We start from the raw sequence: 12946 nt of genomic DNA on the forward strand, positions 1-12946 counted from the left end.
AGACGATCGGGCTCTTCCAGGTCGCGCGCTCGATAGTTTGTGGCCTGGTAGGTGACCTGTTCGAGGTGCTGCCCGAGCTCGAAGCGAAGCTGTAGGCAGATCGGGCTCTTCCAGGTCGCGCGCTCGATAGTCTGCGGCCTGGTCGGTGATCTGTTCGAGGTGCTGCCGGAGCTCGAAAGCAAGCTGTAGGACGGTCGGGCTCTTCCAGGTCGCGCGCTCGATAGTCTGCGGCCTGGTCGGTGATCTGCTCGAGGTGCTGCCGGAGCTCGAAAGCAAGCTGTAGGACGATCGGGCTCTTCCAGGTCTTGCCGGAAATCGAAGGCAAGCGGTAAGGCTTGCTCCTGTTCGGCCATAGGACGGGCCGGTCTCTCCCCGGAGAGGCCGGCCCGTTTGCGTCTGTGCGCCGGCAGCGAAAGCGAAGGGGGCAGCGCCCGTCGTCCGGGCACACCCCGTCATGGGCTTGTCTGTCCCCGAGTGCGACGCCGATGTGATGCCGCTGCGCTATGATGGCGTCAAGCCATTCGCGTCGCTGGCGTCAGGCGATGAGAGGCATCCGCGGGCGCGACGGCATGCATTGGATATTGATAACTATTCTTGTTTAGAGTAGGGTCCGGGCATCTGTCGGATCTTTCGGAGACAAGCGTGTCCTATCCCCATCCCTGGCTTCGCCATGCCGTGGCGGGTGTCGCCCTGCTCATGGTCGGCACGGCGGCGGCCCAGTCGACGGTGCGCGACGAGGCCCTCGAGGCCCAGCGCACCCAGGCCGAGCTTCAGGCGCGTATCGACAACGCCGACGATGCCGTGCGCGATAAGCTTCGAGCCCTGCGCCAGGCGCGTGGGGAAACGCGGCGACTGAGCGCCTACAATGCCGAGCTGGCGCCGCTGGTCGAGCGCCAGGCCGAGGCCCTGGCCCGGCGTGACGAGGCGCTCTCCACCCTGTCTGCGACCCGTGAGGCCCTTCCCGGCCTGATGCGCGCCATGGTCGAACGCCTACGGGTCTGGGTGGAGCGCGACATGCCTTTCCTGCGAGCCGAGCGCCTGGCTCGGGTCGAGAGCCTCGAGCGCTTGCTGGGTGATCCCGAGACGAGCCGCGACGAAAAGCTCTCGCGGATGCTGGCCGCCTGGCGGGCCGAGCTCGACTACGGCCGCGAGATCGACGCCTGGCGTGGCGAGCTTGCCGGCGATGTCCCGCGCGAGGTGGATTTCCTGCGCCTGGGGCGGGTCGGCTGGTACTTCCTGACCCCCGACGGCCATCGAGGCGGCGTCTGGAAGGTGGCACAGAGCGACTGGCAGCCGCTGGACGCCGCGGCTCTGGCCGAGGTCCGCAAGGGGCTGGCCATCGCCCGTGAACGGCGGGCACCTGCGCTGCTGGACCTGCCGATTTCTCAATCCGTGTCTCAGTCACAGGTACGCGCCAGGGAGGACGCCCGATGAGCATGCCAAAAGCCATGCGGACCGCCCTGATGGGCCTGTGGCTGGCTGGTGCGCCGCTGCTGGCTCAGGCTCAGCCGATCAGCGAGCCGGACGACGAGGCCGCGCTCTCGACCCTGCGCGCCGATCGCGAAGCCGCCGAGGCCCGCGACCGCGCCCGTCTGGCCGAGCTGGTCGACGACGACACGGCGCTCGATGCGGCGCTGGCCGAGGCCCGGGAGGCGCTGGCCGGGGCTCGCGAGCGGCGGGAGTCCCTCGACGCCCGGCAGCAGGCGCAGCGCCAAGCCCTCGAGGCCCTCGACGCCCGTCGACAGGAGCAGGGCGGCGATCTGCAGGCGGTATTCGATGAGGTGGTCGGCGTCAGCGGGGAGTTGCGCGACGATCTCGCCGACAGCTGGTTGACCCTCGGCGGCGCGGCCGAGCTGCCGCCGCGGCTAGAGGCCGATGGTGTCCTCGGCGTCGATCGGGTGGCCGGCCTGGCCGACAGCTTGATGGCGCTGACCCGCGAGACCGGCCGCGTGATCGAGCTCGAGGCGCCGGTGGCCGGCGCCGACGGCCAGATCGTTAAGCGCTCGGTGCTCCGCGTCGGCGACCTGCTGGCGGCCACCGACGATGGCCGGCTGCTGGAGCGCTCAGGCGAGGCCGGGCGTCTGGCGGTGTTGCCGATGACGCCCGAGCCGGTCGCCGAACGGCTGGCGGCCTTCCAGGGTGGCGAGGGCGAGACCCTGGCCTTCGACCCGGCCGGTGGGCAGGTCGTTGCCGCCATGGCTCAGACGCCGAGCCTCTGGGCGCGCTTCCAGCAGGGCGGCGCCGTGGGCTATGTGGTGGTGGCGCTGGGCATCGTCGGGCTGTTGGTGGCGCTGGGTCAGTACCTCTATCTGATGCGCGTGACCGTGCGGCTGCGTCGTCAGCTCGCCGACCTCGACCGGCTACGCGATGACAATCCGCTGGGCCGCGTGCTTAAGCGTTTTCATGCTCTCGGCTCGGGCCATGCCCCCGAGGCACTGGAGGCCCGTCTCGACGAGGCGCTGCTCGCCGAGCAGCCGAAGCTCGAGCGCGGCCAGGGGCTGGTCAAGATGCTCGCCGCCGTGGCGCCGCTGATGGGGCTGCTTGGCACCGTCACCGGCATGATCGTGACCTTCCAGTCGATCACCGTGTTCGGTACCGGCGACCCGCAACTGATGGCCGGCGGCATCAGTCAGGCGCTGGTGACCACGGTGCTGGGTCTGGTCACCGCGGTGCCACTGCTGTTCGCCCACACGGCGCTGTCCAGCCGCAGCCGGGCGCTGATCGGCACCCTCGAGGGACGGGCCAGTGCCGTGCTCGCCGATGCCCTGGAAGCCGATCGGGCCTTGCCCTCAGTGAGCGCGACGCCGCGCCATGCCGATGTCCTGGCTTGATCCCCTGGCGTGGCTGGTCGAGGCCGGCGGCCCGGTGCTGGTGGTCGTCATCGGCGTGGCGGTGCTGCTGTTCTCGCTGGGGCTGGAGCGCTGGTGGTTCTTCCGTTTCCATTACCGCCCGGCACGCCGCGCCCTGGTCAGGCGCTGGGTGGCCCGCGAGGATCACGTCAGCTGGAGCGCCCTGACCCTGCGCGAGACCTGGGCCCGTGAGCTGATCACCCGGCTGCGCGCGCCGCTGCCCTGGATCAAGCTGCTGGTGGTGATCTGCCCGTTGCTGGGTCTGCTCGGCACCGTGACCGGCATGATCGCCGTCTTCGACAGCCTGTCGGTGAGCGAGGTCAACCAGGCGCGAGCCATGGCCGATGGCGTGGCCCGCGCCACCCTGCCGACCCTGAGTGGCATGGCGGTCTCGGTGGTGGGGCTTCTGTTTATCGCTCGACTCGAACACATCATCCGGCGCGAGGATCAGCGGCTGCACGACCGCCTGGCACGCGCCGCGGAGGACGCACATGCGTAGACGTCGACTGGCGGCGGCCGCTGAAGATAGCAGCGAGGTCAACCTGACCCCGATGCTGGACGTGGTCTTCATCATGCTGATCTTCTTCATCGTCACCACCAGCTTCATCAAGGAGAGCGGGGTGGAGATCGAGCGCCCCGAGTCCAGCGCGGCGACATCCCGCCCGGACGTCCAGGTGCTGGTGGCGATCACCCCCGAGGGCGCGGTCTGGGTCGAGGGCGAACCCGTGGACCTGCACCGGGTCGGCCCGCGGGTGGCCAGCCTGGTCAGCGACGACGGGTCGGTGGTGATCCAGGCCGATCGTGACGCCACCACCGGCGTGCTGATCGAGGTCATGGATCGCCTGCGCGAGGCCGATGTCGAGCGGGTGGCGGTGGCCGCCCAGCGGAGCGGTGACTGATGCGGCTACCGGTTTCGCTGCTGGCCGGTGCGGCCCTGACGATGGCGCTGTTCGCGCTGCTGGCGCTCTTGGTGGCCCCACCCGAGGCCGAGCCCGAGCCGCCCAAGGAGTTCATGATGACGTTGGCCGAGGCCCCGGCCGAGCAAGCGCCCGAGCCGACCGTGGCCGCCAGCGCCGCGCCGCCGCCGCCACCCAGTGCGCCGCCCCCCCCTCCTCAGCCGGCGCCGGCGCCCCGGTTCGACAGCGCCATTTCCCTGCCGGAGCCTGAGCTGCCACCCATGAACATGCCGGAGGCGCCGGTGGACGAGGCGCTGCCGGCGCTCATCGAGACGCCGCCCGCACCAGATCCCGAACCCAGGCCGCAGCCCGAGCCGGAACCTGAGCCTTTGCCGGCGCCCGAGCCTAGCCAGGCATCGGCCGACACGTCTTTGGCCGACGAGAGCTCGGCGGCCGTGTCCCAGGCGGCCGCCGATGAGCCGGTGGACGTCGGCTCCTCGGCCAAGGCGACCCGGCGGGTGCCGCCCGAGTATCCGTCCCGAGCCCAGCGGCGCGGCCTCGAAGGCCATGTAGTGGTGCAGTTCATCATCCGTCGCGACGGGCGTGTCGAGCGCGACAGCATCGAGGTGGTCAAGGCCAGTCCGCGCAACGTCTTCGACCGCGTCGCTCGTCGCGCCATCGCCGGCTGGCAGTTCGCCGCCGCCGATCACCGTCGCCGGGCCCGCCAGCGCCTGGAGTTTCAGTTGAGATGACGACCATGACGCCGACTCGCCCACTGTGCCTGGTCGCCTGGCTGCTGCTGGCGTCGCCCGCGCTGGCGGCGCCGACGCTGCCGGGTGGGATCATCAACGACCTGCAGCGGCTCGAGCAGCGCCTCGGCCAGTCCGAGTTCGATGTCGTGCGCGAGCGCGCCCGGAGCCAAGCCGAGCGCCTGGCCGGCGGCAACGCCTCGGATCGCTGGGCCCGCGCCCTCTATCTGCAACTCGCCGCCAGCGCCGAGGCGCGCCTCGATGCGCCGCTCGCGGCCGCCGCGCATCTGGCCGAGGCCCGCAGCATCCGCGGTGTCGATCGCGCCCAGGCGGATCGCTGGCTTCGCCAGGAGGCGGGGCTGCGCCTACGGGCCGGCCAGTCCGAGCGGGCGAGGGCACTGTTGGGCGACTGGTTCACGCGTCACGACGGCACCAGCGAGGAGCACTGGCTGATGGCCCGGCTGCTGGCCGCCGAGTCCGACTGGGACGGTGCGGCGCGCTGGGTGAGTCGAGCCCTGGCCTCCGGCGGCGAGCCGAGCGAGCCCCGGGTGCGTCTTGCCGCCACCGTGCTGCAGCGGGCCGGCGACGAGGGCGGTGCGCTCTCGCTGATCGAGCGGCGTCTCGAAGGCGCAGGCGGCGACGCCGAGACCTGGCGGCGGGCGGCGAGTCTCGCCCAGCGCCTGGGTGAGCCGGGGCGGGCGGCGGCGATCTGGGAGGCCGGCTGGCGGCGCGGCGTGTTGTCGGGAGTCGATGATCTTGGCCAGCGCATTCGCCTGCACCTGGCCGGTGGCACACCGGCGAGGGCCGCCGAGCTGCTGGCCACCGCCCTCGAGTCGCAATCGCTTCCGGATGATCTCGACCACCGTCGCCTTCTGGCGCAGGCCTGGCAGGCCGCGCGGGATCATCAACGGGCCCTGGTCGCCTGGCGCGAGGTTGCGAAGCGCAGCGGGGAGGGCGACGACTGGTTGCGACTGGGCGAGCTGGCCCATGGCTGGGGCGAGTGGGAGGCCGCCGTCTTGGCGCTGCGTCGGGCGCGGGAGCTGGGCGAGGCCGAGGCGGACGCCTGGCTGGCAAGCCTGCCGGGGCAGGAGGATGGCAGCGAGGACGGGGTCGCAGTGGGTGGCCCCGCCGGCGAGTCGTGACTCAGAGCGTCATGATCAGCGGGGCTTGATCAGCGAGGGCTTGATCAGCGAGGGCTTGATCAGCGAGGGCAGAGCGCCGTGATCGGCACGGCCTGATCAGATCGCGAGCTCGGTCCACACCGGCGCGTGATCCGAGGGTTTCTCCATCCCGCGCAGATCATAGTCGATGCCGGCGTCGGTCACGGCCTCAAACAGCGGGCGGCTGACCAGGATGTGGTCGATGCGCAGGCCGCGTTTCGGCTCGCGGTCGAAGCCCTTGGAGCGGTAGTCGAACCAGCTGAAGTGATCGTCCCGGGTCGGGTGCACCAGGCGATAGCTGTCCTTGAGTCCCCAGTCCTTGACCCGGCCGAGCCAGGCGCGCTCGATGGGCTGGAAGCTGGTCTTACCCTCGCGCAGCCAGCGCTTGCGGTTGGGCTCGCCGATGCCGATGTCGCGATCTTCGGGCGAGATGTTGAAGTCGCCCATGATGGCGATGCGCTCATCCGGTCGGCAGTCTTCCTCGAGCAGCCGCGAGAGCTGCGCATAGAAGCGTTCCTTGTAGGGGAACTTGGTGGGGTGCTCGACGTTCTCGCCCTGGGGAAAGTAGCCGTTCCACACGGTGAGGCTTTCGCCATCGGCCAGTCGCAGCCGGGCCCCGATCATACGCCGCTGGGCATCGTCCTCGTCGTCGGGGAAGCCGTAATGCACCTCTTCGGGCTCCTGGCGGCACATCAGGGCCACGCCGTAGTGGCCCTTCTGACCGTGGTAATAGACGTGATAGCCCAGGGCCTCCAGGGCCGCGCGAGGGAACTCGCTGTCCTGGACCTTGGTTTCCTGCAGTCCGATCACGTCCGGCGCATGAGCCGCCACCAGAGCCTCGAGCTGGTGCGGGCGCGCCCGCACGCCGTTGATGTTGAACGAGACCAGACGCATCACTTGTCCTCGCCGTCGGAGGAGGACCGCTCCGGGTGAATGGCGATGGACTGCGCCTGCTGCATGCGCTCGAGCTTGCGAGCGGCCTGCTGCTTGCGCTGATCCTGCTTCTTGCGGGTAAAGCGGCGCGACGAGGCGACCTCATCCGGGTTGTCGTGGCGCCATTGCTTGTAATCCTTGCGACGGCCGGTGCGAATCGTCACCTTGTCGGCCATCGAGCGGGTCTTCTTTTTGCGTGTCATGACATCGTGTCCTTTCCTGAGCGGCGGCCATTCTAGCAATCACCGCGCCCTATCGACAGCGATCCGCCCCGTTACTACTACTTGCGTACGTGCGCGATCGCCGATGCCGTCATGGCGAGGCGGGGCGCGAGATGTCTCCCGGGCAAGCCGAGACGATCAAGGGCTGGTACAATACCTCACCCGGAACTGGCCTGACCCTGGCGTCAGTGCATCACATCCACTGTTACTGGAACCTAAGCACAGCCTATGAGCGAGTCGGAACAGAATCCCGCCCCGGCGCAGACCCGCAAGCCGAAGCGTCGGCGCCGCAAGCCGCGCAAGTCACAGTCCAACTGGGACATCCGCCAGTTCCAGGTGCCTGCCGTCGCGGGCAAGTGGCGCTTCCACGACTTCGATCTGCCCCTGCCGCTGATGCGCGCCATCCATGCGCTGGGCTTCGAGTACTGCACCCCCATTCAGGCCGAGGCGCTCGCCCAGACCCTGCTGGGCGGCGACGTGGTCGGCAAGGCGCAGACCGGCACCGGCAAGACCGCGGCCTTCCTGATCTCGATGCTGGCCTATTTCCTCGAGGAGGAGACCCCCGACGGCCAGCAGACCGGGGCGCCCCGCGCGCTGATCATCGCGCCGACCCGCGAGCTGGCGCTGCAGATCGAGAAGGACGCCAAGGCCCTGGCACGCTTCACCAAGCTGAACATAGCAAGCGTCGTCGGCGGCATGGACTACCAGGCGCAGCGCGAGCAGCTGGGCAAGAACGTCGATCTGCTGGTGGCCACCCCGGGCCGGCTGCTCGACTTCCACGAGAAGCGGGATGTCGACCTGACCCAGGTCGAGGTGCTGGTGCTCGATGAGGCGGATCGCATGCTGTCGATGGGCTTCATCCCCGACGTCAAGCGCATCATCCGTCACACCCCGAAGAAGGAAGAGCGCCAGACCTTCCTGTTCTCGGCGACCTTTACCCCGGACATCCTCAACCTGGCCAGCCAGTGGACCCTGGATCCGGCGCATGTGGAGATCGAGGTCACCGTCGACAACGCCGCCGATATCGATCAGCACGTCTATCTGGTCAGCGACGAGGACAAGTCACGCCTGCTGATCAACCTGTTGAAGGACGACAGCCTCGAGCGGGTGATGGTGTTCTGCAACCGTCGTGATCTGGTACGCAAGCTCGACGATCTGCTGCGCGAGGCCGGCGTCAATGTGGCGATGCTCTCCGGCGACGTGCCCCAGACCAAGCGCATCGAGACCCTCGAGCGTTTCCGCGAGGGCGAGGTGCGGGTGCTGGTGGCCACCGACGTGGCCGGTCGCGGCATCCACATCGAGGACGTCAGCCACGTGATCAACTACACCCTGCCGGAAGACCCGGAAGACTACGTGCACCGCATCGGTCGTACCGGTCGTGCCGGCGCCAAGGGGGTGTCGATCAGCTTCGTGGGCGAGGAAGACGCCTTCTCGTTGCCCGAGATCGAGCGCTACATCAACGACAAGCTGCCCTGCGAGCACCCGCCGGAAGGCACGCTGTAACGGCCACGGCCGTAAGGACGACCGACGATGCTGGACGAGGCGCTCAAGGGCGACATCCAGACCGCCTATCGGCGGGTACTCGAGGGCCTCGAGCTGACGCCGCGCTACGGCCAACGGCTGATGATCGCCGAGATCGCCCGCACCCTGGCGGGCATCGAGGCGGATGACGCCGGCAAGCGGACCTCCGATGAGCACGTCTGCGTGCTGGAGGCCGGCACTGGCACCGGCAAGACCCTGGCCTATCTGCTGGCGGCCCTGCCGGTGGCCAAGGCCCGTGGCAAGCGGCTGGTGGTCTCTACCGCTACCGTGGCGCTGCAGGAGCAGGTCCTGCACCAGGACCTGCCGGCGCTCAAGAAGCACAGCGGGCTCGACTTCGATTATGCCCTGGCCAAGGGGCGCGGGCGCTACCTGTGCGTGGCCAAGCTCGAGCAGGCACTGGACGGCGTCGAGGACAATCCGACCCTGTCGCTGTTCGAGCAGGCCATGGAGTCCCGGGACGGCGATGACTTCCATGCGCTGGTCAAGGAGCTGGCCGAGGCCTACGGCAACGGCCGCTGGGAAGGGGATCGCGACAGCTGGCCGGTGGCGATCGCCGACCCTCAGTGGCGGCGCCTGACCACCGATCATCGTCAGTGCACCAATCGTCGCTGCGACCACTTCAGCGCCTGTGCCTTCTTCCGCGCCCGGCGCTATCTGGACAGCGCCGATATCATCGTCGCCAACCACGATCTGGTGCTCGCCGATCTGGCGCTGGGTGGAGGCGCGGTGCTGCCGAGCCCCTCCGATTGCATCTACGTCTTCGACGAAGGGCATCACCTGCCCGACAAGGCGATCGGCCACTTCACCCACCGCTTCGCCGTCAACGGCGCCCTGCGCTGGCTGCGTACCCTCAAGAAATCGCTGACCGAGCTCAACACCGCACTCGGCGTGCAGCCGACCCTGGCACGCCTGCTGGGGGGTTTCCCCGAGGCGATCGCCGCCCTGGAGCCGAGGTTGGGCGAGGTCTTCGCTCTTGGCCATCAGCTCGCCGAGCTACCCGATGGCGCCGGCGAGGAGAGTCGCCAGCTGCGCTTCGACATGGGACGCGCCCCCGAGGCCCTGCGCGAGCAGGCCGGCGGCCTGGTGACGATCTTCGCCGAGCTGTCGCGCAACCTCGAGAGCATGGCCGACATCCTGCGCGAGAGCCTCGACCCGGAGAAGTCCACCGGACTGCCCCGGGAGCAGGCCGAGCCCTGGCTGCCGCTGATTGCCCTGCTGCATGGTCGCGCCCTGGAGGCGCATGGGCTGTGGCTGGCCTTCAGCGAGGTCGACGATACCCGGGAGCCGCCCCGGGCGCGCTGGTTGAGCTTCGAGCAGGTCGGCGGTGAGCCGGAGCTGGTGTTCGCGGCGAGCCCGGTCTCGGCGGCGCACACCCTGGCGCGGACCCTGTGGGGCAGCTGCCACGGCGCGGTGGTCACCTCGGCGACGCTCACGGCGCTGGGGCGCTTCGAGCGCCTGCAGGAGCGAGCGGGGCTGGCCAACCGCTATCGCTACCAGCGCCTGCCGAGTCCATTCGACTACTCCCGGGCGGTGCTGAGCATCCCCCGCGAGGCGGTGGATCCCGGCGATCGCGAGGGCCACGAGCGCGCCATCGTCGACTTCGTGCAGGGGCTCGGCGACAACGAGGCGGTGCTTGCGTTGTTTTCCTCGCGTGCCCAGCTGCGCGCCGTCGAGAAGGCGCTGCCGCGCCGTTATCGCGAGCGGGTGCTGGCGCAGGACCGGCTGCCCAAGCGGGAGCTGATCGAGCGCCATCGCGCCCGGGTCGATGCCGGGGAGGGCAGTATCATCTTCGGCCTGGCGAGCTTCGCCGAGGGCATCGACCTGCCCGGCAAGTACCTGACCCACGTGGTGATCACGCGGCTGCCCTTCGCGGTCCCCGACGATCCGGTCGGGGCGACGCTTGCCGAGTGGATCGAGAGCCAGGGCGGCAACCCCTTCATGCGCATCACCGTGCCGGATGCCTCGATCAAGCTGGTGCAGGCCTGCGGCCGGCTGATCCGCAAGGAGGAGGATGTCGGGCGCATCACCCTGCTGGACAGGCGGGTGCTGACGCGCCGCTACGGCCAGGCGCTGCTCGACGGCCTGCCGCCCTTCACCCGCGAGATCGACGGGGTGGTGCAGGCAAGCTGATCTCCTCTGGCTCCAGGGCTCCAGGGCTCCAGGGCTCCAGGGCTCTGGTGTTCTGGGGCCCTGGCCGCTGCCGCGAGACCAACATGAAGCTGATCCTCAGTCGCAAGGGCTTCGATACCGCCGCCGGCGGGGTGCCGAGCCCGATCTTCCCCGATGGCCGCCTGCTGTCGCTGCCGATCCCCGATGCCCGCTCGACAGTCGCCTACGACGACATCGTTCACGAGGGGGCGTCGCTTGGCCCCTTGGTCGCCGAGCTGACCCGGGGGCGCATCGCGTCCGGGCAGGGCGCCCACCTGGATCCTGATCTGCTGGCAGATAGCCTGCCGCGTCGCCCCGGCTGGCGGCCGGTATTCGGCCAGATGGGCCAGGCCCAGAGCCATCTGCGCAATCAGGGCGTGGGGCCGGGTGATCTGTTCCTGTTCTTCGGGCTCTTCCGGCGGGTCGAGCGACGCGAGGGCGCCTGGCGCTGGGTGCGGGATGCGAGGCCCTGTCACCTGCTGTGGGGCTGGATGCAGGTCGATGAGGTCGTGTCGCTGGCAGACGGCTGGCCGCCGGGTCTCGAGTGGGCACGGGATCATCCTCATGCGCATCGGCTGGAGGCCGCGGGCAACACCCTCTACCTGGCGCGGCCCAGGCTGGTCCTCGACGGCGTGGCCGATGGCCTGCCGGGAGCGGGCGTCTTTACCCATGATGCCCCGGCGCGTCGGCTGACGGCGCCGGAGGCGGAGAGGGTCTCCGACTGGGCGCTGCCGCCTGGCTTCTACCCGGGGGATGGCCAGCCGCCGCTTTCTTATCACGCCGACCCAGGCCGGTGGCGTCTCCATGCGGATCATGTGGCGCTCAAGGCCGTGGCTCGAGGGCAGGAGTTCGTGCTGGATGGCTCGGCCTACCCCGAGGCGCGCGCCTGGGCGGAAGAGCTGATTAGAGGCGGTGTCTGAGGGGCTCTCACCAGTCGCGCTTGTAGAAGGTGAAGCGCGAAGGTGAAACGACACGGGCCCGCCATTTGGCGGGCCCGTGTCGTTGTCTTGTCGAGCTAGGAAGACCGTTCAGTCGATGCAACGCTAAACTATCACGCCGCTCAGTCTTCGCGTCGCTTACTCTGCGCGTCGCTTACTCTTCGCGTCGCTTGGCCAGCACCGGCGTCAGTTTCTCGTTCATGGCGGTGAAGGTGGACACGGTGGTGTCCCAGTCGATGCAGGCATCGGTGATCGAGACGCCGTAGGCGAGGTCGGCCTTGTCGTCCTTGATCTTCTGGTTGCCCCAGCCGATATGGGACTCGACCATCAGGCCGATGATGGAGCGGTTGCCCTCGAGGATCTGGTTGGTGACGTTTTCCATCACCAGCGACTGCAGGGCCGGGTCCTTGTTGGAGTTGGCATGCGAGCAGTCGATCATGATGTTCGGCTGGATGCCTTCCTTCTCCAGCTCCTTCTCGGCGAGCGCCACGCTGACGCTGTCGTAGTTGGGCTTGCCGTTGCCGCCGCGCAGTACTACATGGCCATAGGCATTGCCGCGGGTGCGGATGATCGCCACCTGACCGGCCTGGTCGATGCCGAGGAAGTTGTGCGGATGGGCCACCGATTGCAGGGCGTTGACCGCCACGTCGAGGCTGCCGTCGGTGCCGTTCTTGAAGCCCACGGGGCAGGAGAGGCCGGAGGCCATCTCGCGGTGGGTCTGGGACTCGGTGGTGCGGGCGCCGATCGCCGACCAGCTGATGCAGTCCTGCAGGTACTGGGGCGAGATCGGATCGAGCGCCTCGGTGGCCAGCGGCAGGCCCATCTCGGCAAGATCGACCAGCAGGCGGCGGGCGATGTGCAGGCCTTCCTCGATCTCGAAGGAGCCGTTGAGGTGCGGGTCGTTGATCAGGCCCTTCCAGCCCACGGTGGTGCGGGGCTTCTCGAAGTAGACGCGCATAACGATGTAGAGGCTGTCTTTGACCTCGTCGGCCAGCTTGCGCAGGCGGCGGGCATAGTCCAGCGCCGCGTCCACGTCGTGGATGGAGCAGGGGCCGACCACCACCAGTAGTCGCGGATCGCTGCCATCCAGGATGCGCTGGATCGTCTCGCGGCCCTCGATGACCGTGCGTTCGGCGGCATCGGTCAGGGGAATTTCCTGCTTGAGCGTCTCGGGAGTGATCAGGACATCCTGGGCCAGGACGTTGAGGTTGTTGACCTGCTGTTGTGACATGCCGCTACCTGTGACGTGGATACACGCGTGAAATAAGGATGAAGAACCATCTACTATCGCTCGTGGGCCCGGTAAAAATCAACGGCGACAAGGAACTCGCCGGCACCGGAAGTTGTCCCAGCCGTTCGTGATCGATGGCATGCTGTGTGCTTGATGGAATGCCAATAAACAGGAACACTGACCGATACCCATCATCGAATGCCACCAGGTTTCCACATAAACGATATGACTGCTTGTTTGCTCCCAGCGTTCACCGAGAGTTCGCCTCCGGGGCGGTGC

12 protein-coding genes are annotated in these 12946 nt (G+C 68.6%); 9 read left to right on the plus strand and 3 right to left on the minus strand.

Going from position 1 to position 12946, the window contains the following annotated elements; genetic code table 11:
* Positions 1–642: 642 nt before the first annotated feature.
* From IEJ03_RS05410 to IEJ03_RS05435, 6 genes are read left to right on the plus strand one after another with little or no spacing between them, the layout of a single operon-like run.
* Positions 643–1434, plus strand: coding sequence for a DUF3450 domain-containing protein (locus tag IEJ03_RS05410; RefSeq protein WP_192036652.1), 792 nt, complete (start codon positions 643–645; stop codon positions 1432–1434).
* Positions 1431–2831 carry a MotA/TolQ/ExbB proton channel family protein gene (locus IEJ03_RS05415; protein ID WP_242458054.1) on the plus strand — a complete coding sequence of 467 codons (1401 nt, stop codon included), beginning with the start codon at positions 1431–1433 and terminating at the stop codon, positions 2829–2831. The genes IEJ03_RS05410 and IEJ03_RS05415 overlap by 4 nt, the downstream gene beginning before the upstream one ends.
* Positions 2812–3348, plus strand: coding sequence for a MotA/TolQ/ExbB proton channel family protein (locus tag IEJ03_RS05420; protein ID WP_192036653.1), 537 nt, complete (start codon positions 2812–2814; stop codon positions 3346–3348). Before IEJ03_RS05415 ends, IEJ03_RS05420 begins: the two co-directional genes overlap by 20 nt.
* Entirely contained in the window at positions 3341–3748 is a 408-nt protein-coding gene (locus IEJ03_RS05425) for a biopolymer transporter ExbD (RefSeq protein ID WP_192036654.1), read from the plus strand. Before IEJ03_RS05420 ends, IEJ03_RS05425 begins: the two co-directional genes overlap by 8 nt.
* Positions 3748–4497, plus strand: coding sequence for an energy transducer TonB (locus IEJ03_RS05430; protein ID WP_192036655.1), 750 nt, complete (start codon positions 3748–3750; stop codon positions 4495–4497). Before IEJ03_RS05425 ends, IEJ03_RS05430 begins: the two co-directional genes overlap by 1 nt.
* The gene (locus tag IEJ03_RS05435; protein WP_192036656.1) at positions 4494–5636 is read left to right on the plus strand and encodes a hypothetical protein; all 1143 of its coding nucleotides are present in this window, start codon (positions 4494–4496) and stop codon (positions 5634–5636) included. The genes IEJ03_RS05430 and IEJ03_RS05435 overlap by 4 nt, the downstream gene beginning before the upstream one ends.
* A gap of 96 nt (positions 5637–5732) precedes the next feature.
* On the opposite strand, the gene xthA is transcribed toward IEJ03_RS05435, so the two are convergent.
* Both xthA and IEJ03_RS05445 read right to left on the minus strand, forming a co-directional pair.
* Positions 5733–6548, minus strand: coding sequence for an exodeoxyribonuclease III (gene xthA / locus IEJ03_RS05440; RefSeq protein ID WP_192036657.1), 816 nt, complete (start codon positions 6546–6548; stop codon positions 5733–5735).
* On the minus strand, positions 6548–6790 hold the full coding sequence (locus tag IEJ03_RS05445) for a hypothetical protein (RefSeq protein ID WP_192036658.1): 243 nt from the start codon (positions 6788–6790) through the stop codon (positions 6548–6550). Before IEJ03_RS05445 ends, xthA begins: the two co-directional genes overlap by 1 nt.
* Before the next feature lie 246 nt (positions 6791–7036).
* On the opposite strand from IEJ03_RS05445, the gene rhlB reads away from it, so the two are divergent.
* The 3 genes from rhlB to IEJ03_RS05460 all read left to right on the plus strand — a co-directional run bounded on the left by rhlB (position 7037) and on the right by IEJ03_RS05460 (position 11418).
* Positions 7037–8311, plus strand: coding sequence for an ATP-dependent RNA helicase RhlB (gene rhlB / locus IEJ03_RS05450; RefSeq protein ID WP_192036659.1), 1275 nt, complete (start codon positions 7037–7039; stop codon positions 8309–8311).
* Positions 8312–8338: 27 nt separating this feature from the next.
* A complete protein-coding gene (gene dinG, locus IEJ03_RS05455; protein ID WP_192036660.1) occupies positions 8339–10480 on the plus strand; it encodes an ATP-dependent DNA helicase DinG in 2142 nt (713 codons plus the stop codon).
* 83 nt (positions 10481–10563) lie between these two features.
* The gene (locus IEJ03_RS05460) at positions 10564–11418 is read left to right on the plus strand and encodes a hypothetical protein (RefSeq protein WP_192036661.1); all 855 of its coding nucleotides are present in this window, start codon (positions 10564–10566) and stop codon (positions 11416–11418) included.
* Positions 11419–11590: 172 nt separating this feature from the next.
* Here IEJ03_RS05460 and IEJ03_RS05465 read toward each other — a convergent pair whose 3' ends face one another.
* On the minus strand, positions 11591–12667 hold the full coding sequence (locus tag IEJ03_RS05465) for a 3-deoxy-7-phosphoheptulonate synthase (RefSeq protein ID WP_192036662.1): 1077 nt from the start codon (positions 12665–12667) through the stop codon (positions 11591–11593).
* Positions 12668–12946 lie beyond the last annotated feature (279 nt).

The organism is Halomonas sp. YLGW01 (assembly GCF_014840935.1).
Taxonomy (GTDB): Bacteria; Pseudomonadota; Gammaproteobacteria; order Pseudomonadales; family Halomonadaceae; genus Onishia.